This window comes from Anoxybacillus ayderensis (genome assembly GCF_000833605.1).
GTDB lineage: Bacteria > Bacillota > Bacilli > Bacillales > Anoxybacillaceae > Anoxybacillus > Anoxybacillus ayderensis.
Genome location: NZ_JXTG01000013.1, coordinates 14,186 through 36,001, shown reverse-complemented (window position 1 = coordinate 36,001; position 21,816 = coordinate 14,186). Strand labels below are relative to the sequence as shown.

The window sequence follows — 21,816 nt, the reverse complement described above, 5'->3', positions numbered from 1 at the left end:
TACAACGCCTATCCAATTACATCAGCAACATCGCGCGCCAATTGCGCAACAGATGCATACGGCAAATCCAACTGCAACATGCGCCGCAACACATAGCGCGCTTCTTTTGACAAGGAAAGTTCGTCTTCCCAACTTTTCTCTTTGTCCGCTGTCGGTTCATAAGAAGAATACAATAAAAACAATAAAAAATGACCGAGGGCGTATATGTCGCTTTTTACATCAATCGTTCGCCGCAGTCGCTGTTCAAGCGTAAACAACCGTTCATTTTTTTCGGATAAAAAGCGCGCAAGTCCAAAATCGAGCACATATACAACCCCGTTGCGAAAAACGATATTTGGGATGCGCAAATCGCGATGTACAATGCCGTGCTCATGAATGTATTGCACGACACGCAACACATCCGCCAATAGTGAAAACGCTTCTTTTTCATCGTACGTTTTGTTTTTATCAAAAATAAGCGTCTCCATCGTATCTCCTTCAATGTATTCCATGACAAGATGCAACGTGCCGCGCACGTCAAACGAGTCGTACAACTTCGGAATTTGTGGATGATTGAGCTTTTTTAAAATGAGCGCTTCTCGTTCAAACGATGCGCGCCGCTTCTTTTTTTTCGCCCGCTTCATCTGTTTTAAAACGACAAGCTCCTTCGTTTCTTCATCGCGCGCCACATACGCCATACCGTAACTTCCTTCTCCAAGCAGTGCTTGAATCGTGTATCGCCCGTTTACGACCGTTCCTTCTCGATACGGCTTTTCAACAAACATCATGAACTGCCAAAAAAGCTAGAGAAAATGCTGTGGCTATGATGTTTTTTCTTATAATGCTTATAGCCGTATTGCGACGGATGGCGATGCGGACGGTACGTATAACGATCGCTACTGCTGTAACGATGCTTGTGCATATTTTTGTGTAAAAGCATGTCAAGCAATTTTTTCAACATAGTTATCATCCCCTTCATCACGGATAGCTTACTATACGAAAAAATAAGAAAAAAGTTTCATATTCAAAATATATCCTTGCGAAATAGAAAAAATTTTATGAAAATACAGAAGAAGGGGGGATGTACATGTTTCGCGACGGAGTAAAATCAGGAGTAGCCATTGCGATTGGATATGCGCCTGTTGCGCTTACGTTCGGTTTGTTAGCGAAATCAACAGGGCTGTCGCTTATGGACACGACGCTTATGAGCATGATTGTATTTGCGGGGGCGGCGCAATACATTTCGCTCAATTTACTATCTCTTGGCACCGGTCCGTTTGAAATCATTTTAACGACGTTTATTTTAAACATTCGGCATTTTTTAATGTCCGCATCACTCAATGAAAAAGCTGAACATGACGCACTTTGGAAAAAAGCACTATACGCATTCGGCATTACAGATGAAACGTTTTCTGTCGCCGCCATGAAAGAAGGAACGATCTCTGCTTCGTATATGTTCGGACTCATTTTCATTTCCTACAGCAGTTGGGTCGTCCATTCGGCCATCGGACATATTGTTGGCGGGTATTTGCCGGAAAACGTACAAGTGAGCTTATCTGTCGCCTTGTATGCGATGTTTGTCGGGCTATTAGTCCCTGCCGTCAAAACAGAACGAAAGGCGCTTTGGCTTGCGGTGTGCTCTGGTCTCATGAACTGCGCGCTTTTATTATGGCTCAACGTCCCGAAAGGATGGGCGATCGTCATCTCTACAATCGTTTCGGCTATATGTATCCAATGGATTGTAGAAAAAAGGAAGGAGACGGAATATGCACAATAACCTTTTTCTCATTATTCTTGGCATGGGCATCGTGACATACATTCCGCGCATGCTTCCATTGACGGTTTTTCATCGCATCCACTTGCCGCCGTTTTGGCGCGGTGTATTGCGCAACGTCCCATACGCCACGCTCGGCGCTTTAATTGTTCCGGGCATCTTTCTCATTCAAGACGATCCGGTATTTGGCATCCTCGGCTTTGTAAGTGCCGTCATTGCCGCATGGCTCGGCGCGAACGTCATGGGCGTCGTCTTCATATCTGTCCTTGTGTTAACCGTATATACGATGGTGTCATAGTGAAAAGTCAGCGCATCACACGCTGACTTTTTCTTCATTTTGCCGTTCGCTTTCCACTCCTTTTTTCTCCAAAACAGCCATGACCACTGCAACAATAATGAACGTTCCACCAATCCAAAATGAGACATGTAATTGCTCATGCAAAAACAGCCAGCCGAACAAAGAACCGACAAGTGGCTGGAAAAAGAAAAAGAGCGAACCGACCCCAGCATCCATCATTTCCATTCCTTTATTCCAAAGAAAAAACGCCCCAGCCGTCGACACAATCCCAAGATAAAAAATCCCGAGCACGACCGAAAACGAAAACGTTTGTGACATCCCTTCCGACCATTCCCATACCATCATCGGCGTTGTGCCAATGAAAGCGACAAAAATCGCGTACGTCGTGATTACTAATACGGAAAGGCGCGCAGATGCGATTTTGACGAGCACAGATAAAAGCGCCCACGTCACCGCAGCTCCAACGAGTAAGACGTTCCCGAAAAACGAAGTCGCCTCCCCCTCGCTAAATCCAACGACAACAACAACCCCTGCTGTTGCGAGTAACAACGCACTTAGTTTCCTAAGAGTCATCGTCTCATTCAACATCCAGCGAGCGAAGATGACGATGAAAGCAGGCGTTGCTGACGTAATAAGCGAAGCCGTGTGCGCATCCGACCATTTCGTCCCGACAAACTGTAAGGAAATCGAAAGAACGTATCCAACAACTCCAATATATATGATCGGTTTCCAATCGTTTTTTCCTTTTGGCATCGGGATGCGCTTTAGTCGTAAAATCGTCCATAATACAAAAAAAGCAATCGCATAACGAAGCCATACGAGCGTAAATGGCGGAACGTAATCGAGCACATATTTACTAACGACATACATTCCACCCCAAATGCTAGCAGCGAGCGACAAATACAACGAACCGAAAAACGTTTGCCTCATCTTTTCTCCCTCCGTCTTAGGACTCCCCTCTGTTCATTTTTTCATTGTATCAAATTTTTTTGACTTTTCTATTTTTTATTTTCAAGATATATTGTGTAGTTTTGTTGATGTTCCTTAATGACATCATTGAAATATGGTTGGTCGTTCACCGACTGTTTTTAAACAGTTGGGATTTCTTTTCTCTTTTAATCACGATCCCTTTCCCTCCAAAAATTGAATTTTCAACGAAAAAAAATGGTTCATCCCTCGCTTTTTCACTCCGTTTGCCATAAAAATTCTCCTCAAAATTCAATTTTCCACTTTTGCATTTCCCTTATTTCCCGATTTTAATCAAATTGTCCCCTACATTCTACGAAAGGATGATCCATATGCAATACCTCGATTTAAAAATGGATTTTATGTTTAAGCAACTGTTTGGTCACCCAAGCAGAAAGTCAATCACCATGGCGTTTTTAAATGCGCTTCTACATCGAACCGGCGATGACCGCATCGTCGATGTGCAGTTTGAAAACACCGAACTAACGAAAGAAACAGAAGATGGAAAAACAGGACGGTTAGATGTCATCGTCCGCACAAATCGCGGCGAGCGCATTCATATCGAAATTCAAATCATCCCACAATACGGTATGCCTGAACGGCTGTTGTATTACTGGGCACGGTTGTTTTCATCTTCACTATCGAAAGGAGAACGGTACGACACCCTTCCTCCAACGATTATGATCGCCATCTTAAATTACCCACTTTTCCCACATGAAACCGACCGCTTCCATACCGTCTTTCACATTCGTGAAGATGAAGAACAATTTCTTTGGAGCAATCACCTTGAATTTCATGTACTCGACTTGTCACAATTTATGGTAAAATGGAAGAAATATCGGAGAGAAGTGAAGCAATCACCCGAATGGCCATGGCTCACGATGTTGTCCGCTGTCGATGGACGAACGAAAAAAATGGATGAAGAGATGTTTCGCGAATTGGAGGGAATCGCCATGAACGAACAAGACATTTTAGAAGCGCTAGAAGAATGGCAAAACTTAAGTGTCGACCCTGAAAACCGCTACGCATACGAAATGCGGCTGAAATGGCTTCTTGATCAACTCTCAAACATTCGCGGCAGTCGGGAAGAAGGAAGGCAAGAAGGATTGAAAGAAGGATTGAAACAAGGGCGAGAAGAAGGAAAAAATGAAACGATTCGAAAAATGCTCGAAAAAGGAATGGATATAACAGACGTTGCCCATATTCTCGATATGACAGAGGAGGAAATACGAGAACGATTGAGCGATTAATTTCGACATTTTTTAAGGGAGTGCCCTTACGAACATGCAAGGGCACTTCTTACACCTGCTTTCCCATCGGCCATTTTTTCTTTCTCCACGGTCGTAAAAAAGAAATGATAAATACAAAAATCGTTACTGCCATAGGAAAGTGCGTTCCTTTCATATGTACGCAAGTATGAATTTGTGCTAATTCTTGAGGAGTATTCACTGCCAAACAAGTTCAACCAGCGACAAAAGCGCTGACTTTTTTCATTAAGAATCGAAATGGTCAGGATCTGAACCCACTCGCTCGTTCTTATTCAAGCTATCAATTCATTCCATCTCTTCTTCTGTGAGTGAAAAATCAAATATTGACGCATTTTCAATCATGTGCATGGGGGAGAAAAGCAAATTACGAAAGTGTATGGCGATAAATTCACGGCGTTAAAAGGGAGTGTGTTAAACGGCAAGCGAACATCATATTGGCACCTACTCATTGTAAAAACAAAAAACTGTCGTCGCCAAAAAGGTCGACGACAGTCCCCCCTACTCCAACAACCGCTCCACTTCTTCTTCCGAAAGGTCCGTGACGTTCGCAATATCTTTTACGCTCATCCCTTTTTTCGCCATCGTTTGTACAAGGCGCTTCATTCCTTGTTTTATTCCTTGCTTCATTCCTTCTTCTCTTCCCTTTTCTAACGCCTTTTGTTCATACGAAATAATTAATTCCATCACTTGTTCTTTTTCTTTCGTCTCCATTTCATTCACCTCGCTTCTTAGTCTTCGTTCTTCTTCATCGGATAGTTTGATATATGTTTCAAAAAAGCCAAACAGTAATCGTTGTTTCGCTTCGTCTAATTCCAATCGGACAAGCATGCGTAAAAATTGTTTTTTCAGTTCTACTCGTTCACTTTCAGTATATCCCATTTTGCTCAACAATGCAGCGGCAATGGGGTTATCATTTCGGATGTAATTTCGCCAGTTTTGTTTGCGCAATTCGACAGTGAAGAAACGAAAATCAAGCACGTGGCCAAATGGAAATTGGAGGGTAAATGTCGATGGTTCGTCGCGGATCGTATCGTAGCTAAATACAGCAATAGGTACAATGTTTTTACGGTATTTTTCAAACAAACGGCTAAAATAAATAAACATCCGTTCAGGAAACGATGGTTGGACGTAGCTTTGGTTTTCGATGTGCACGATCACAAGCCCATCTTCCCCTTTTAACTTCGTTTCGACAAGCAAATCGACGCGGTACTTCTCCCCTGCCGTCACATCGGTGAACAGTTCCTCGGATAAAAACGAGACGTGGCGAAAATCGATATGCTCGTGCATCGCCGGAAAAAAGAGAACAATAAACTCCTCAAAAAACGTTTGGATCAACTCTTTAAACAGACGATCGTGGTCAATGGACATATAGTCACCTCGCATACAATCGTTTCGATGTTTTTATTCGACAACATCGACTATTTTCCTGCATACGAAAACATTTGTGGCAGTCGAGAGGAGAGGTTAAATACAACGAAAAACCCCCGAGCTCTCTAAGAGAACTCGGGGGTTGTGATGATTCCGACTGGGCTCGAACCAGCGACCTCCACTAAGTGGCTCGACGACTTTTAAGAGGAACCACTTCACATTCTATTTTATTTTTATTAGAATTTACTCGTGGTGTTAGTTGAGTACTAACGCTCAACTAGCACCATGGGTTATATAAAAATAAAAAGTCATCTGATGACGACTGATTAATCAAAAATATATCTCATTTTTTATCGATCAAACTAACCATGTACAGTTTCTAAAAAATCTAACAATATCTCATAATCTCTTTCATCCATTTTCCCGATACATTTCTGTAACGCTTCTTTTGGTAATTCAATTAACACTAAACATAAACACCATGAAGGCTCTGTCAAACCTGCTTTACGCCAATTTAAAATAGGAAATTTAAATTGATCATATGGTTTTGGAGGATCTTCTGGACCTTGAGTTGTTGTAGCAACTAAAATTAAATCATCGTTTTCTTTTCCAACAATTATCGCAGGTCTGAGTTTAGACTGTTCAGGATCGTCATCAAAAGATTTTTCAATCCAGTAAACCTCTCCAAAATCAAAATGAGCCATAAATTAATTAATTCTCCCCATCATTAAAAATATATCTGTGTAAAGGATTTTTTCTGTCTAACAATAGTTTTCCGTCTTTGACTTTAGGCTTAATTACATTTTTCTTAGACTTTAATGACAATCCTCTGTATGAATTTTTCTTTAAAGCAGCTTCCATTTCCTTTTCCTCCTCCCGCCACATACAATCGCCTCCTTGAGAGGCTATTATATGCTTATTTTAAGGAGATTATACCATAAAAAATATTTATTTCATACAATATTAACCCCTCCATCCCCACATATAATCTTTTCAATCATCACATCATCCAAATTTAAAAAGCACCCATTACGCATACGAAATGCGGCTGAAATGGCTTCTTGATCAACTCTCAAACATTCTGTGATAATTCTTGATGAGTATTTTGTCTTGTCGCCCCTTTCCCATAAACGAACAACTCAACGATTGACCTTTTGCTTTCCCAAGGATAAAATGAGAGACAATCAAACGATTAAAGGAGTATGTATTGTATGCCTAGCTTTCAATACGGCAAAACAACGATAGATTATGCAATAGAGTATAAGCCAGAAAAGCAGGATGTGACGATATCAGTTGAATGGCTAGAGGGAGTGAAGGTAGTCGCTCCTGAGGGGATCGAGGATTCACAATTACATTCCATTCTTTATAAAAAAGCCGGATGGATTATTGATAAATGGCAAGCGTTAAATCAAATTTCTCATCCCCCTACTCCGAAAGAGTTCGTAAGCGGAGAAAAATTTGCATATTTAGGGCGTAAATATCGGTTAAAAGTATATAAAAGCGAAGAAGTAACAAAGCCAACTCTTATGTTTAAACAAGGGAAATTTATTGCCACGGTGCCACCCCATATCACAGAAGAAGAAAGAATCTCATTTTTCCAACAAGCATTCAAAGATTGGTACATTTTACACGGAGAAATAAAACTACAAGAACGGTTAAACGTGTATTGCCCTAAAATGGGAGTAACTCCCACAAAAATGAAATTAAAAGAACAAAAAATGCGCTGGGGAACATGTACGAACGAAGGAGCGATATATTTAAACTGGAGAATTATGATGGCACCTGTGCCGATTATCGATTATTTACTCGTGCATGAATTAGCACATCTGAAATATCCAAATCACTCGAATGATTTTTGGCATTTTATTAAATCTGTCATGTCGGACTATGAGCAAAGAAAAGAATGGTTGCGTGTAAATGGCCCAACGCTAACTTTGTAAATGACGAAAGCCTCCCTAGATTAGTAGGAGGCTTTCATACGTTTATCGTTTATAATGAACCATCGCTAACGACATAATTTGTTGCGTGACGTTTTCTAACTGATCTTTCGGGATGACGCTTGCCCGCAACTGCTTCTTAATCTTCTTCCTCATTTCCCGTTTGACATCTTCTTTATTTACCCAATCAATCACTTGACTTTCCTCGGCAATCATGTCTGTTACAAGATGCGTCAACGCATCGATCGCATCTTTATGTTCTTCATCTGGAAGAAGCTGTTGGAACAATTGATAGAATGGATATTGTTCTCGTGTAAAGCCGAGATTTTGCGCTTGTTGGTTGACATTTCTCATATCGTTGACCATGTTGCGTAGCTTGTCTACCAATTCCGCAATGTCCATCATTTTTTTTCGTCTTGCTTCGATGAGTTGCTCGAGTTTTTCTTTTAACGATGTGTAATAGACAGGGTTTTCTTCGAGCTTCACTTTAATTTCATGACGAATCGCATGTTCCATTTCCGCTGCTTGCGCCTCTTTTGAAGGAGCTTTTTCCAACCGCTCATCAAACTTATTCGACAAAATATCAATTGGTTCATGGATGATTTCGACAGACTGTGCATATAAATGCTCAGCGATTAATTGTTTGACCTTCTCGCCACACTCGGAAATGTCCATTTGTTCGTCACGATATAACGTTTTTGCCATTTGCCGTATTTTCCCTAAAAACTTTAAGTCTTCTACATATGGAGAAGCTTCACGGTTCGGTAAAATCATATCCATTCGTTTAGAAAACTCTTTAAACGCTTTTTCAAACTCATGACGCACATCTTCAGGCTCTAATACTTGAACGCACGCATCGGCATCGCTTCGGTTAATATAGTCAAAAAAGCTCATTGCTTTTCGATGGGCTTGTTTTAACTTTGGCAACTCGCTTTCAATCGGCAACAGCGCTCCTTGAATATCTTGTTTAGAGAAAATCGCGAGCGCCTTCTCTAAAAATTTCGATACCCCAAAGTAGTCAACAATAAGCCCATACGTTTTGCCCTCATACGTACGATTTGTACGGGCAATGGCTTGAAGAAGGTTATGCTCTTTTAACGGTTTATCTAAGTACATCACTTGTTCGATTGGAGCGTCAAAGCCTGTTAGGAGTTTATCACAAACAATTAAAATCGCTAGTTTGTCTTCTTCAAACGGCTTTTTGAATCGTTCAATTAATTGTTTTTCTTCTTCACGAGAAAGGGAGTAGTCTTTTAATAACTCATTGTTTTTATCTTCGGGACTTGTTGAAATAATTAATGCTGTTTCATATTTTCCATTAATGAGTTCATCAAGCTTTTGTTTATAAATCGCCGCCGCTTCACGGTTCACCGCAACCACTTGCGCTTTAAAACCGTTTGGTAAGATATAATTTTCAAAGTGTTCTACAATATCTAAAGCAATTTGCTCAATGCGGCTCGGAGCGGCTAAGATTGCTTCTTCTTTTGCATATTTCTTTTTAATACGCTCACGGTCTTCTTCGCTATAGTCGCTAAATTTACGATCAAATAAGCGATCTAGTGACTCGCCTTGCAAATGAAGGTTAACCATTCGCGCTTCATAGAAAATTGGAACAGTAGCCCCATCATCGACCGCTTGTTCAATCGTATATTTGTCAATATAAGAGCCAAACGTTCGTGTTGTACTTTTATCTTCTTTATCGATCGGTGTTCCTGTAAAACCGATATAGCATGCATTCGGCAATCCTTTCCGCATGTTCATCGCTAAACCTTTGTATTGCGTACGGTGCGACTCGTCGACTAGCACAAAAATATTTTCCGACCTTGAAAGTTCTGGATACTCGTCTTGCTCCTTGTCTGGTTGGAACTTTTGCACAAGCGTCATAATCGTGGAACCAGGTCCTTGTTGTAATAGCCTTTTAAGGTCTTTAACGCTTTCCGCTTGTTGCGGATTCGGGAAGCCGCACTTACGGAATGTTTTTGTAATTTGGTCATCTAAGTCTTTCCGATCAGTCACAACGACAATCGTTGGGTTTTGCAACTCTTTGATTCGTCGCAGTTTGACGGCTAAATATAACATTGTTAACGATTTACCTGAACCTTGCGTATGCCAAATCACCCCGCCGCGATCTTTTGGTGTTTTTGCATGTAAAATGCGCTGAATCGCTTTATTGACAGCACGGAATTGTTGATAACGGGCAATTTTTTTAATGACACGTCCACCATCTACTTCAAAGACAATGAAGTTTTGAATCAAGTCAAGCAAGTTTTCTTTCGCTAACATCCCTGCAACTAAAATATCTTGTTTCGTAGGTGAGTCGCCAAGTTCAGGCACCGTTCTTGGATACGGATCTTTCCACTCGCTATAATGTTGTACTTTCGCACCAATTGTTCCTGCTTTCGCTCGATAATTACTTGTCGCAATCATAAATTGGTTATAGTAGAACAGTTGTTCATGCGTCTCTTGATAGCGGCGCAGTTGATTGACCGCTTTTGAAATTTGCGCATCTTCTTGTAGCGTCGGGCTTTTACATTCGACGACGACCAAAGGCAATCCGTTTACAAAAATGACAACATCCGGACGAATCGAACCCCTTGCATCTTGAATGCGGAATTGGTCAACGACAAGAAATTCATTGTTATAAGGGTTATCAAAATCAATGAGTTTCACCGTTTGATTTTTTTTCCCTTTTCCTACATCTTGTTGGATGGAAATGTAATTCACAAGCATGTCATGAAATTTTTCATTTGCTTGCATAAGCCCCGTTGCTTCGATATGAGTCAAGTTGTAAATGATGCGGGCAAGGTTGTTCTCATCGATCCACGGATTTAACCGTTGAATCGCTTTCTTTAACCGTTCTTTTAAAATCACTTCACTTAATGAATCACGTTCAGACTCAAGAGCTGAGCCTGTGACATGCTCATAGCCCAACTCTTGAAGCTGCTCGATCAAACGTTTTTCTACAAGATTTAACTCATTCCATTCACTTGCGGCGGTCACTGCGACATCACCTCATCATCGACTTTCACACGGACTTTGCCTGTGAGTAGGGTTTGCATTAGGGATTTTTTGATTTTATTAAGTTCATGATATCTCTGAGTTTCAAACGTAAGCTTTAAATCAAATGTTTCAATTATTTTTGCGATTTTTTCTTGCTCTTCAAGCGATGGAAACGGTACTTTAAGATTATTTATATCTCGCAGAAACAAGTTGGCTTGAGCTAACTGGCTTTGATTTAACATCATTTGTTTTTGAAGATTTGGAGACTGGAGTGCATACATCAAAAATTTTGAATTTGTAGTGTTTTTATCTATCTTTACTAATGCAACACTTCGTACTAAACCAAACTTCGTTCCCTTCGGTACAACACATACTCTTCCTATAGTACCAGAACAAGAAATAAGGATATCTCCCTCTTCAGGGTTACATCTTTTTGTTATTTTTTCCAACTCCTCTTGAGAGACGTAATCAACATTGGACAAATCGAGCATATTATTTCTGATATTTCGTGCTGATAAGAGGAGTTCTCCAAATTCTGTACGCTTAGGGGTTTTATGCTCTCCATCCGTAACTTTTAATGCAAAATCCTGTATCTTTAACACTTCCCACTCTTCAGGAATCTCCCCAATCTCCGTCTTTTTAAATTTCGTATGTCCGATTCCCTTTGTCAGCAACTGTTGCATAAGCCCTTTTTTCACTTTTTCTGTTTGCTCGATGATCACTTCGGTTTTCTCAATCGCTTCATCAACAGAAGAAAGAATCGCTGCGATTTTGCGTTGTTCGGAAAGAGAGGGTAACATTATAATTAAATTTTTTAATTTCTCTTTATTCAATGTCTGTCCTTTAACAGCAACATCTAAAGAATCTTTGTAATCTAAATTACTTAAAGCATAATACAAATATTCACTAGAAAACGTATTCTGTTGTTTTGGCAAGAAACCAGCAATCGCCTCATTTGTATATAATCGTCTTTTAGTAATAGCAACTTTTCCAACTGTGAGCTTAAAACTCATTATTACAGTATTTTCTGGCAATAACTTTACGTTTGAGTTTCGTATCCCTTCATCGGTAATCCGTTCTTTAGTGTTTTGAATGTATTTACTTTGTAAATCAGAAATTGAAACCCAAAGATTATCAGTTTTCAGATCCTTATCCCAATATTCCCCTTTCTTTCTCGAAGGAGTACCGCCTATTAAAATATCTGAAATTTCACCTAATTTCACACGTCTCCAATTCAATTCACCCATCATACCCCAACTCCTTCAAATATCCATACATCACCTTTTCAATTTCTTCCCGCTCTTGTTCGAGTTGGCGAAGTTGGCGAAGGGCTTCTGCCACATCGATTTGTTCTTCTTCTTCGGTTGTGTCAATGTAGCGGGCAATGTTTAAGTTGTAGTCGTTTTCTTTTATTTCTTCAAGTGTCACGACACGACTGTATTTCTCCACATCTTTCCATGCATCGTATGTGCTGACGATTTTTTCAATGTCTTCATCACGAAGAACGTTTTGATTTTTTCCTTCTTGATAATCGTGTGATGCGTCAATGAAAAGAACCTTTCCTTTTTTATGCTCTTCTTTGTTTTTGTTGATGATAAGAATACAAGCTGGAATGCCTGTTCCGTAGAAAAGGTTTGCTGGTAAACCGATAATCGCTTCGATTAAATCTTCTTCTAAAATGCCTTGACGGATTTTCCCTTCTGCTCCGCCGCGGAAAAGAACGCCATGCGGCATAACGACTCCCGCTTTTCCTTCATCATTGAGCGTGGCGATCATATGCTGAATAAACGCATAGTCTCCTGCGTTTTTTGGCGGTAAACCAAAGCGGAAACGGTGAAAGGCGTCTGCTTCTGCCTCCTCACGTCCCCAGTTTTTTAAGCTGAACGGAGGATTCGCAATGACACGATCGTATAAGAGAAGCTCGCCGTTTTCGTCTAACAATTTTGGTTCACGAATCGTATCGCCCTTTTTAATTTCATGGTCGCTTAAACCATGAAGCAACAAGTTCATTTTACAAATTGCCCACGTATTTAAGTTTTTCTCTTGTCCGTGCAATGTAATGTTGCGCGGGTTGCCACCTTTTTCTTTTATGTAGTCGACCGCTTGAATGAGCATTCCTCCAGACCCTGCGGTTGGGTCACATACACGCATGCCTTCTTCAGGTTTAATCAGTTTGACGATTAGTTTAACGACTTGGCTTGGCGTATAGAACTCGCCACCTTTTTTTCCTGCATCGTCAGCAAACTGCTTAATTAGGTACTCATAAGCACGACCAAGGATGTCGGGTTCTGATAAATTTTCGTTACGTAAATCAATTTGCGAGAAGTGCTGCACTAATTGAAGAATCGTTTTATCTGATAACTTCTCTTTATCGTTAAAATCAATGTTCGCTAATACCCCTTGGAGCGAAGGGTTTTCATCTTCAAGTAATTCAAACGCTTTGTTAATGACTGCTCCAACGTCTTGGGATTGGGATTGAATATAGCTCCAACGTGCTTTTTCAGGAACGAAAAACTGATGTTCATCACGGTCATACCAACCGTAATCTTCCCCTTCTTCCCTTTCAATCCGTTCAGCCGTTTCCACAAACACGTCGTTTAATCGTTTCAAAAATAACATGCCAAAAATATAGTTCTTATAGTCCGAAGAATCAATACTACCACGCAATATGTTTGCTGATTCCCATAAATGAGATTCAAGCTCCTGCAACGTTAACTTGCTCATCGTGCTGCCTCCGTCTTTTCTTGTTCTTTCATCTCTTACAACTTTAATCATAACAAAAATTCCTACTGTAAACTACTGTCATTTGACAACAATGAATAAGAACATCATGTCTCATATGCCCAAATATATGAAACCCCAGCTATCTGAACATAGCTGGGGTTAAGTTTAGTCCATCATCTTTATGGATTGGTACATTTGTCGTCGATCCCCCGGAGTTTTTGCAAGATTGGAGGCCGACAATAGAAGACAGGCAACGAAAATCAGTCAAATTAGATTAATAGCGACAGCTTGTCTTTTCTATATATATTGTCTTTTCTATATATATTTGTAAAATCGTATTTCTTTTCCATGTATACTTGATGCCAAATCATAAAAGCAAGGACGGTCCAGATTTTTCGGCTATGGTCTGCTTTATTTTTGCAATGTTCGTCTAGTAAACGATACAATACATCTTTATTAAATAAATGATCGGTTGCGCTTTCTTTTATAATGTTTTTCGCCCAATCATGCATTTCATTTTTTAACCAATGACGAATTGGCACCGGAAATCCTAATTTTTTGCGATTTAAAACATGATCTGGAACAATTCCTTTTGCTGCTTTTCGTAGAATATATTTCGTCGTTTTGTTTGTCGTTTTCATTTCCGGAGCAATTTTGGCGGCTACTTCAAATACCTTTTTATCTAAAAATGGAACCCTTAACTCTAATGAATGGGCCATTGTCATTTTGTCGGCTTTTAATAAAATATCGCCTCGCAGCCATGTATGAATATCAATATATTGCATCCGGTTTACAGGAGGATAATGAGTTGTTTCTCTATAAAAAGGAGCTGTAATATATATATATTCTAATCCCCTCTTATATCCTTTTAGCAGTTCTTGTTTTTCTGTCTCGCTATACATTTTCGCATTGCCGATATATCGTTCTTCCATTGGTGTTGTACCGCGCTCAATAAAGCTTTTTCCTTTTATTCCTTCCGGGAGTAGCCCTGCAATCACTCTCAAAGCTGATTTAACCGTACTTGGCATTCGCTCAAAAAGTTCCAATGACTGTGGCTCACGATAAATGTTGTAACCGCCAAATAACTCGTCAGCTCCCTCACCGGAAAGAACGACCGTTACATGCTTTCTTGCTTCCCGGGCAACAAAATAAAGCGGTACTGCCGCAGGATCGGCAAGTGGATCATCCATATGCCACATAATTTTCGGTAATTCCGCCATATATTCCTCTGGTGAAATGACATAGCTAATATTCTCAACGCCCAGCTTTTCCGCTGTTTCTTTTGCCACATCAATTTCACTGAAGCCTTCCCGCTCAAAGCCGACAGAAAATGTCTTGATATTAGGATTGAATTGTTTAGCAATTGCTGCAATGAAGGATGAATCAATTCCTCCTGATAAAAACGAACCTACCGGCACATCGCTGCGCATATGCACTTGCACGGAATCGAACAGCGCGTTGCGAATTTCTTTGACAAGTTCATCTTCTGATTTGATGATAGGTTGGAATTTGGCTTTCCAATAGCGATGAATGGTTAATTTTTCACCGATTTTTTTCTTAATATAATGACCCGGTTCTAACTTTTTAATACCAACAGACATCGTCATTGGTTCAGGTACATATTGGAATGTTAAATAATGCTGCAGTGAATCATAGTCTAATAAATCATTTTTAAGAGCTAGCAAAATACTTTTCTTCTCGGAAGCAAAAAACGTACGGTCGCCCTGTTCCATATAGAAAAATGGTTTTATGCCAAACGGGTCACGTGCCGCAAAAATCGTTCTCTCTTGTTTGTCCCAGATGACGAAAGCAAACATACCTCGAAGCTTTTCTACAGCTTTTTCTTTTTCAGCACTATAAAGAGCAATAATGACTTCTGTATCGGAATGAGTAGTAAATTTATATCCCTTTGCAAGCAATTCTTCTCGCAATTCCACATAGTTGTAGATTTCCCCATTAAATATGATCCAATATCGTTCATTTTCATAGGACAATGGCTGGTGCCCTGTCTCAAGATCGATAATACTCAAACGTCGAAATCCAAAATTCACATATTCATCAAAAAAATAACCACCATCGTCAGGACCACGATGAGTAATGATATCATTCATTTCTTGAAACGTTTCTTTCCATTTTTCATCAATGATTCTTGGATGATCATGAATACAACCAATAAAACCGCACATGAACTTTTTATTCCTCCTGAAACCTGCTTGCGATATTTTCATTCCTCTAACATATTAAAACAATAAAATGTGGAGAAATTATGGATTTTTTGAGATTGTTACATAATTACATGATAAGAATCATCTCCATTGTTTCTGCATATTTAGTCGATAATATAAAAACAGCAAGTTTAACAAAGGGGTGCAGCTGTCATGTTAGGGATTATACTTTTTTTAGCCTTTATGATTGTTTCACTTTCTATTTTTCTTTTACGAAAGCCAACCAATGAGAAGTTATATAAACTAGCAATAGGATCCTATATCGCTTTTTTCCTATTGTTTTTAACTCTATTTTTCCATTATGTAAATTCTGAAAATATGGTCGACGCTATAAACAATCTAGTACAGAAAACATCATATAAAAATAAAGTTGAAGCGAGAAATCCATCATCTAGACATTCAAAAGAACAAATCCCGGTTAAATCAGCTCTCATTGATGCCCCCCTTTTCTCGCAACTCCCAGAACTACCAAGGGGGTGCGAGGTAACAAGTCTGGCAATGCTTTTGAATCACGCGGGAATCAATGTAGACAAGATGACACTAGCGAAGCAAATAAAGAAAAATCCAACCCCTTATCGAATACATAATGGAAAAGTATTTTATGGACATCCAAATGAAGGGTTTGTTGGTGACATGTATACAATAAAGAAACCGGGATATGGTGTCTATCATAAACCTATAAAAGAATTAGCCGAGATTTATTTACCAAACCAAATCGTTGATTTAACAGGACAATCATTTGAAGAAATATATAAGTATTTGTCTGAAGGTACCCCAGTTTGGGTTATTACCAACACAACCTTTCGTATACTTCCTCCGTCTGAATTTATTGAATGGCAGACCCCGCAAGGCCCTATAAAAATAACATACCGAGAGCATTCCGTGTTAATCACCGGATATGATGAGAAATATATTTATTTTAATGACCCATTGACAGGTACGAAAAATAAAAAAGCACCTAAGTCTGAATTTATTCAAGCTTGGATACAAATGGGCAAACAAGCTATTACCTATAACCGCAATTAACCGGTTATAGGTAGTGGCTTATCTTTTTTATTTTAATCTTCGAACTACTTCGTGTGAAAAAAATATAATTTTTCTCCATAAATTTTGCACATTTATTTTTTATGATGATGTTACTATGACTTACATCACAAGTTTATGGAGGGAAAGCGATGAAGAAATTATTGTTAGGAACTGTTTTGGCAGGAGTTGTTGCGATTGGTGCAGCTTGCTCAAATAATTCTTCGATGCAAGGACACGACATGTCCAACATGAATACAAAAAAAGAAAATACTTCTAATGAATCCAGTAAGCAGCAATTACCTTTGGCAACCAATACAGAAGTTTTATCCGGTAAAGAGATTAATCTTACTGCTAAGGAAGCATTATTACAAATAAATGATCAAGTCAAACTTCCGGTCTACACGTACAATGGATCGGTACCCGGTGCGCAAATCCGCGTAAAGCAAGGGGATAATGTGAAAATTGTTTTAAAAAATGAATTGCCAGAACCGATCACGATTCACTGGCACGGCTACCCTGTTCCAAATAACCAAGATGGAGTACCGGGTGTCACGATGGACGCCATTAAACCGGGTGAAACGTTTACGTATGAATTTACAGCAACCGTGCCGGGAACGTATTGGTATCATTCCCATCAAGAAAGCGCCGAGCAAGTGGACAAGGGATTATACGGTACATTAATCGTAGAACCGAAAAATGAAGAAAAAGTCGATCGAGATTATACACTTGTGTTAGATGAATGGATGAGCAATCCGGATGAAGGAAATATGGATATGAGTGGAATGGATCATAGTAATATGAATAATGGAAATAGCTCTGATAATCAACAAATGGATATGAACAGCATGGGCCATGATATGAATATGTACGATATTTTCACGATTAACGGAAAAAGCGGGGCTGCTGTCCAACCGTTAAAAGTGAAGAAAGGCGAAAAAGTGCGGCTTCGCCTTGTAAACGCAGGATACATGGTCCACAAACTTCACCTGCATGGTCATGAGTTTAAAATTGTCGCAACTGACGGGCAGCCGTTAAAAGATCCGCAACCAATCAAAGATGAACTTTTAAGTATTGCTCCGGGTGAACGTTATGATATTGAATTTATCGCGAATAACCCGGGTGAATGGTTACTAGAATGTCATGGTGATATGGAAGGTACCGATGGCATGAAAGTGAAAATTCAATACGAAGACCAGACAAACAATACGGATAAAGAAAATGCAAAAGAAAACCTCCCTGTTGTGGATATGACAACATACGGAAAATATGAAGTAGGTCAATTTACACTAGACCAAAAATATGATGTAGAGTACACAATGGATTTAGGAACAGCCATGGGCAAAGATGGCATGGTCTACACGATTAACGGCAAAACGTATCCTGACACAGCGCCGATCAATGTGAAGACAGGAGATTTAGTAAAAGTAAAAATAGTGAACAATTCACCTACGGATGTCCATCCGATGCATTTACACGGCCATTTCTTCCAAGTATTAAGCAAAAACGGCAAGCCAGTCACAGGCTCTCCATTGATAAAGGATTCGTTAAATGTAAACCCTGGTGAAGAATATGTCGTCGCGTTTAAAGCGGATAATCCGGGAAATTGGATGTTCCATTGCCATGACTTGCACCATGCTTCAGCCGGAATGGTCACACAAGTAAAATATACCGATTACAAATCGGACTATACCCCAGATCCGAATGACACAACGAATAAAGGTGAATAACAGCTTATCGTAGTAAATAAAAGAGGCTGAGTTCAAAAGGTTAACACCCTTTTGAGACAGCCTCTTATTTTTTTGTTTTTATTTCCAGTTTATTTTTTTTAGTTAGAAAAAAATAATAATGAATTTAAATCATTGGAGGGATTATATATGACGACAGTTATTAGTTCATCAGTTCAACAATTTCAAACGTGTATTGATGCTTGCAACCAATGTATGCAAGCGTGTGAAGAATGTCTGACTTCATGTTTAAAAGCAGCTGACGTACAGGCTAGAACACATTGTATCAACATTTTAAGGGATTGTGCAGATATTTGTGCCATGGCGGCTCAATGGATGTCTCGCGGAAGCATGTATGCGAAGGAGTTTTGCCAACTTTGCGCGACAATTTGCGATGCTTGTGCCGCTGAATGTGCAAAATTCCAAGATACACACTGTCAGGAATGTGCCAATTTATGCCGTCAGTGTGCTGAAGAATGCCGTAAAATGTCATCATAATACTATTTGAGGGTGTCTCAAAAGTGATCACTTTTGAGACACCCTCTTTATGTTACTTCACATTATATCCTTGCTCTTCAATCGCTTCTTTCAGTTTTTCTACGCTTACTTTTGTTTCATCATAATCTACATCGACTGTACCTTCTTGCAAATGTACTTCGACGCGGCTGACGCCATCTAACGTTTGAAGTGCATTTGTCACCGCTGCTTTGCAATGTCCGCATGTCATTCCTTGTACTTGTAATGTAATCGTCATCATCCATTCCTCCTTAAATGTTTATATTTTCACGCGTTTCAAACGAAGCGCGTTTGTCACAACCGATACAGAGCTAAATGCCATCGCTGCCCCAGCGATCCAAGGTTCCAACAGCCCGAGAGCGGCTACAGGAATGCCAACTGTATTATAGAACAAAGCCCAGAACAGATTTTGCCGAATGTTTTTCATTGTTTTGCGGCTTAACTCAATCGCTTTCGGAATATGGGCTAAATCCCCACCGACCAAGGTAACATCGGCCGTTTCGATCGCGACATCCGCTCCTGTGCCAATCGCCATCCCAATATCCGCTTTCGCAAGAGCTGGAGCGTCATTAATTCCATCACCGACCATCGCGACTCGTTTCCCTTGTTTTTGCAATTCCTCGACGATTTTCGCTTTGTCTTCCGGCAGCACCTCTGCATAGACATGATCAATGTGCACTTGGTTTGCGATCGCTTCCGCTGTCCGTTTATTGTCTCCCGTTACCATGTACACTTCGATACCCATTTGTTTTAATGTTCGAATCGCTTCTTTGGAGCTTTCTTTTACTGTATCCGCGACAGCAATGATGCCGGCAAGCTGTCCATCGATGGCAACGAGCATGACTGTTTTCCCTTGTTTTTCAAGCTCTACCATTTTATCTTCATGCACAGAAATCTCTACAGAGCGCTCCTTCATCAATTTTCGCGTTCCAATAAGGATGCTTTTTCCGTCAATGACAGCTTCAATTCCGTGGCCGGTAATGGCAGAGAAATGCTCCAATGGCTTAATAGAAATTGCTTGTTTCTTCCCGTATTCAACAATCGCATGAGCCAACGGATGTTCCGAAGCGCTCTCGGCTGAAACGGCATAGTCAAGCATGTTTTCTTGGAATTGTAACACATCTGTCACTTCCGGTTTTCCTTTTGTCACTGTTCCTGTTTTATCGAGTAATACGGCATTGATTTTATGCGTTCCCTCTAGGTACTCACCTCCTTTAAAGAGAATTCCTTGTTCTGCCCCTTTGCCTGTACCGACCATAATCGATGTCGGCGTGGCAAGACCGAGCGCACAAGGACACGCAATGACAAGAACGGCGATGGCCACTTCAAGCGCTTTTGCCAAATCACCCGGCGCAACAAAGAAGTACCATATAATGAATGCAACGACGGCAATTCCTACAACAATCGAGACGAAAATGCCAGAGATCGTGTCCGCCATCCGCTGAATCGGAGCTTTCGAACCTTGCGCTTCTTCGACGATTTTTATGATATTGGCGAGCGCGGTATCTTTCCCTACTTTTTCTGCGCGAATGGTCAGTACGCCATTCGTATTCATCGTCGCCCCGATCACATAGTCGCCTTCCTTCTTATCAACTGGAATCGATTCACCAGTAATCATCGATTCATCTACGGAAGATGCCCCAGCGATGACCGTACCGTCTACCGGGATTTTTTCTCCTGGCTTGACAAGAATCGTATCGCCGATCACCACTTCCTCGAGCGGAACCTTTCTTTCCTCCCCGTTACGGATGACAGTCGCTTCCTTTGCCTGAAGGCTCAACAGCTTAGAGATAGCTTCTGTTGTTCGCCCTTTCGCAAGATCCTCAAAGTATTTGCCGACAACCACAAGCGTAATCAAGACGGCGCTCGTTTCAAAATATAATCTTGGCATATATTCAGGATTCCCAATCGTTCGAAAAGCTTCATACAAGCTGTAAAAGTACGCGGCCGATGTTCCAAGCGCTATGAGAACGTCCATGTTTGCGCTCTTGTTTCGCAACGCTCGGTACGCCCCGACATAGAAGGGACCGCCGATGTAGAACTGAACGGGTGTAGCTAAAAGAAGCTGGAACCACGGATTCATCAGCAGATGCGGCATCGGCAAGCCTATATCAAACGGCATATGGGCAATCATCGTATAAAGCAGTGGCAACGATAAAATGATGGAAATTGCGAGTTGGCGTTGTTTTTGTTTCAACCGCTCTTCTTTCCGACTAGCATCATCTTGTTCTCCGTTTCGAATCTGCCCCTTGTACCCAAGCTTTTTGATTTTTTCTAAAATGTCTTCGACAGATGTAACGCCTTCCTTGTATTCGACAACAGCACTGTTTGTCGCCAAGTTTACAGCAGCGCTTGTCACACCTTCCATACGATTTAACCCTTTTTCAATCCGTGTCGCACATGCCGCACATGTCATTCCTTCAATATCAAGCGTCACTTTTTCTGTCGCAACGCCATACCCCAAATTCTCAATTTTCGTTTCGATATCGGCGATCGTTTGCTTCGATGGATCATATTTAATCGTTGCTTTTTCCATTGCCAAATTGACATTGGCTTCTACTCCATCCATCTTATTTAATACTTTCTCAATCCGATTGGCACACGCGGCACATGTCATGCCAGTCACTCTAAGTGTGACATGCTTTTGTTCACTCATAATGCTTCCCACTCCTTTCACTTTGAGAACTGTTTAATGACATCCATTAATTCGCGAATGGATTCTTCTCCGCTTCCTTCGCGAATCGCTTTCGATACACAATGGCCAACATGGCGTTCTAACAAATTCAATCCGACTTTATTTAACGCTGCCGTGATCGCAGAAATTTGCACTAAAATATCGATGCAATACCGATCGTCTTCGACCATTTTTTGCACCCCGCGCACTTGTCCTTCAATGCGCTTCAAGCGCTTGATAATGCTTTCGATTTCCTGTTCCGTTCGTGGAACCATTTTTTTATCCATATTATGATCTTCACAATGGTTCATAAAACATCACTCCTTGAATTACATTA

Annotated in this window: 20 protein-coding genes and 1 pseudogene; 8 read left to right on the top strand and 13 right to left on the bottom strand. The window is 40.4% G+C overall.

Annotated features, from left to right (window positions below; all coding sequences use genetic code 11):
• Window positions 1-8 precede the first annotated feature (8 nt).
• The gene (locus tag JV16_RS10860) at window positions 9-767 is read right to left on the bottom strand and encodes a serine/threonine protein kinase (RefSeq protein ID WP_042535834.1); all 759 of its coding nucleotides are present in this window, start codon (window positions 765-767) and stop codon (window positions 9-11) included.
• Window positions 764-940 (bottom strand): hypothetical protein, encoded by a 177-nt coding sequence (locus JV16_RS15800; protein WP_167333733.1) that lies wholly within the window; start codon window positions 938-940, stop codon window positions 764-766. Before JV16_RS15800 ends, JV16_RS10860 begins: the two co-directional genes overlap by 4 nt.
• Before the next feature lie 126 nt (window positions 941-1,066).
• Here JV16_RS15800 and JV16_RS10855 point away from each other — a divergent pair, with 126 nt between their 5' ends.
• Window positions 1,067-1,756 carry an AzlC family ABC transporter permease gene (locus JV16_RS10855; protein ID WP_042535832.1) on the top strand — a complete coding sequence of 230 codons (690 nt, stop codon included), beginning with the start codon at window positions 1,067-1,069 and terminating at the stop codon, window positions 1,754-1,756.
• A complete protein-coding gene (locus JV16_RS10850) occupies window positions 1,746-2,051 on the top strand; it encodes an AzlD domain-containing protein (RefSeq protein ID WP_042535830.1) in 306 nt (101 codons plus the stop codon). Before JV16_RS10855 ends, JV16_RS10850 begins: the two co-directional genes overlap by 11 nt.
• A gap of 15 nt (window positions 2,052-2,066) precedes the next feature.
• On the opposite strand, the gene JV16_RS10845 is transcribed toward JV16_RS10850, so the two are convergent.
• On the bottom strand, window positions 2,067-2,981 hold the full coding sequence (locus JV16_RS10845; protein ID WP_042535828.1) for a DMT family transporter: 915 nt from the start codon (window positions 2,979-2,981) through the stop codon (window positions 2,067-2,069).
• Between the two features lie 368 nt (window positions 2,982-3,349).
• Here JV16_RS10845 and JV16_RS10840 point away from each other — a divergent pair, with 368 nt between their 5' ends.
• Together JV16_RS10840 and JV16_RS16200 are read left to right on the top strand one after the other, a co-directional pair.
• Window positions 3,350-4,267, top strand: coding sequence for an Rpn family recombination-promoting nuclease/putative transposase (locus JV16_RS10840; RefSeq protein ID WP_042535826.1), 918 nt, complete (start codon window positions 3,350-3,352; stop codon window positions 4,265-4,267).
• Window positions 4,268-4,626: 359 nt separating this feature from the next.
• Window positions 4,627-4,708, top strand: a pseudogene (locus JV16_RS16200) (winged helix-turn-helix transcriptional regulator); the annotation flags it as partial.
• Window positions 4,709-4,783: 75 nt separating this feature from the next.
• On the opposite strand, the gene JV16_RS10835 reads toward JV16_RS16200, so the two are convergent.
• The 3 genes from JV16_RS10835 to JV16_RS15795 all read right to left on the bottom strand — a co-directional run bounded on the left by JV16_RS10835 (window position 4,784) and on the right by JV16_RS15795 (window position 6,538).
• Entirely contained in the window at window positions 4,784-5,653 is an 870-nt protein-coding gene (locus JV16_RS10835) for an Rpn family recombination-promoting nuclease/putative transposase (protein WP_042535823.1), read from the bottom strand.
• Window positions 5,654-6,015: 362 nt separating this feature from the next.
• A complete protein-coding gene (locus tag JV16_RS10830) occupies window positions 6,016-6,357 on the bottom strand; it encodes a type II toxin-antitoxin system PemK/MazF family toxin (RefSeq protein WP_042535821.1) in 342 nt (113 codons plus the stop codon).
• Window positions 6,358-6,364: 7 nt separating this feature from the next.
• Window positions 6,365-6,538, bottom strand: coding sequence for a hypothetical protein (locus tag JV16_RS15795; RefSeq protein WP_167333732.1), 174 nt, complete (start codon window positions 6,536-6,538; stop codon window positions 6,365-6,367).
• Between the two features lie 326 nt (window positions 6,539-6,864).
• Between JV16_RS15795 and JV16_RS10820 the strand changes: the two genes are divergently transcribed.
• Window positions 6,865-7,593 carry a M48 family metallopeptidase gene (locus tag JV16_RS10820; protein ID WP_042535817.1) on the top strand — a complete coding sequence of 243 codons (729 nt, stop codon included), beginning with the start codon at window positions 6,865-6,867 and terminating at the stop codon, window positions 7,591-7,593.
• A gap of 42 nt (window positions 7,594-7,635) precedes the next feature.
• Here JV16_RS10820 and JV16_RS10815 read toward each other — a convergent pair whose 3' ends face one another.
• From JV16_RS10815 to asnB, 4 genes are all read right to left on the bottom strand, one after another.
• The gene (locus JV16_RS10815; RefSeq protein ID WP_042535815.1) at window positions 7,636-10,590 is read right to left on the bottom strand and encodes a type I restriction endonuclease subunit R; all 2,955 of its coding nucleotides are present in this window, start codon (window positions 10,588-10,590) and stop codon (window positions 7,636-7,638) included.
• A complete protein-coding gene (locus JV16_RS10810; protein WP_052135726.1) occupies window positions 10,587-11,840 on the bottom strand; it encodes a restriction endonuclease subunit S in 1,254 nt (417 codons plus the stop codon). Before JV16_RS10810 ends, JV16_RS10815 begins: the two co-directional genes overlap by 4 nt.
• A complete protein-coding gene (locus tag JV16_RS10805; RefSeq protein ID WP_042535858.1) occupies window positions 11,830-13,314 on the bottom strand; it encodes a type I restriction-modification system subunit M in 1,485 nt (494 codons plus the stop codon). The genes JV16_RS10810 and JV16_RS10805 overlap by 11 nt, the downstream gene beginning before the upstream one ends.
• A gap of 269 nt (window positions 13,315-13,583) precedes the next feature.
• The gene (gene asnB, locus JV16_RS10800; protein ID WP_042535814.1) at window positions 13,584-15,500 is read right to left on the bottom strand and encodes an asparagine synthase (glutamine-hydrolyzing); all 1,917 of its coding nucleotides are present in this window, start codon (window positions 15,498-15,500) and stop codon (window positions 13,584-13,586) included.
• 192 nt (window positions 15,501-15,692) lie between these two features.
• Between asnB and JV16_RS10795 the strand changes: the two genes are divergently transcribed.
• The 3 genes from JV16_RS10795 to JV16_RS15305 all read left to right on the top strand — a co-directional run bounded on the left by JV16_RS10795 (window position 15,693) and on the right by JV16_RS15305 (window position 18,787).
• The gene (locus JV16_RS10795) at window positions 15,693-16,565 is read left to right on the top strand and encodes a C39 family peptidase (protein WP_042411611.1); all 873 of its coding nucleotides are present in this window, start codon (window positions 15,693-15,695) and stop codon (window positions 16,563-16,565) included.
• A gap of 149 nt (window positions 16,566-16,714) precedes the next feature.
• Window positions 16,715-18,292 (top strand): multicopper oxidase family protein, encoded by a 1,578-nt coding sequence (locus JV16_RS10790; protein WP_042535811.1) that lies wholly within the window; start codon window positions 16,715-16,717, stop codon window positions 18,290-18,292.
• Window positions 18,293-18,439: 147 nt separating this feature from the next.
• Entirely contained in the window at window positions 18,440-18,787 is a 348-nt protein-coding gene (locus JV16_RS15305; protein WP_077428960.1) for a four-helix bundle copper-binding protein, read from the top strand.
• 52 nt (window positions 18,788-18,839) lie between these two features.
• On the opposite strand, the gene copZ is transcribed toward JV16_RS15305, so the two are convergent.
• From copZ to JV16_RS10775, 3 genes are read right to left on the bottom strand one after another with little or no spacing between them, the layout of a single operon-like run.
• Entirely contained in the window at window positions 18,840-19,043 is a 204-nt protein-coding gene (gene copZ / locus JV16_RS10785) for a copper chaperone CopZ (RefSeq protein WP_042535809.1), read from the bottom strand.
• 21 nt (window positions 19,044-19,064) lie between these two features.
• Window positions 19,065-21,461, bottom strand: coding sequence for a heavy metal translocating P-type ATPase (locus JV16_RS10780; RefSeq protein ID WP_042535807.1), 2,397 nt, complete (start codon window positions 21,459-21,461; stop codon window positions 19,065-19,067).
• A 17-nt stretch (window positions 21,462-21,478) separates the two neighbouring features.
• Window positions 21,479-21,790 (bottom strand): metal-sensing transcriptional repressor, encoded by a 312-nt coding sequence (locus tag JV16_RS10775; protein ID WP_042535805.1) that lies wholly within the window; start codon window positions 21,788-21,790, stop codon window positions 21,479-21,481.
• Between the last annotated feature and the right edge of the window lie 26 nt (window positions 21,791-21,816).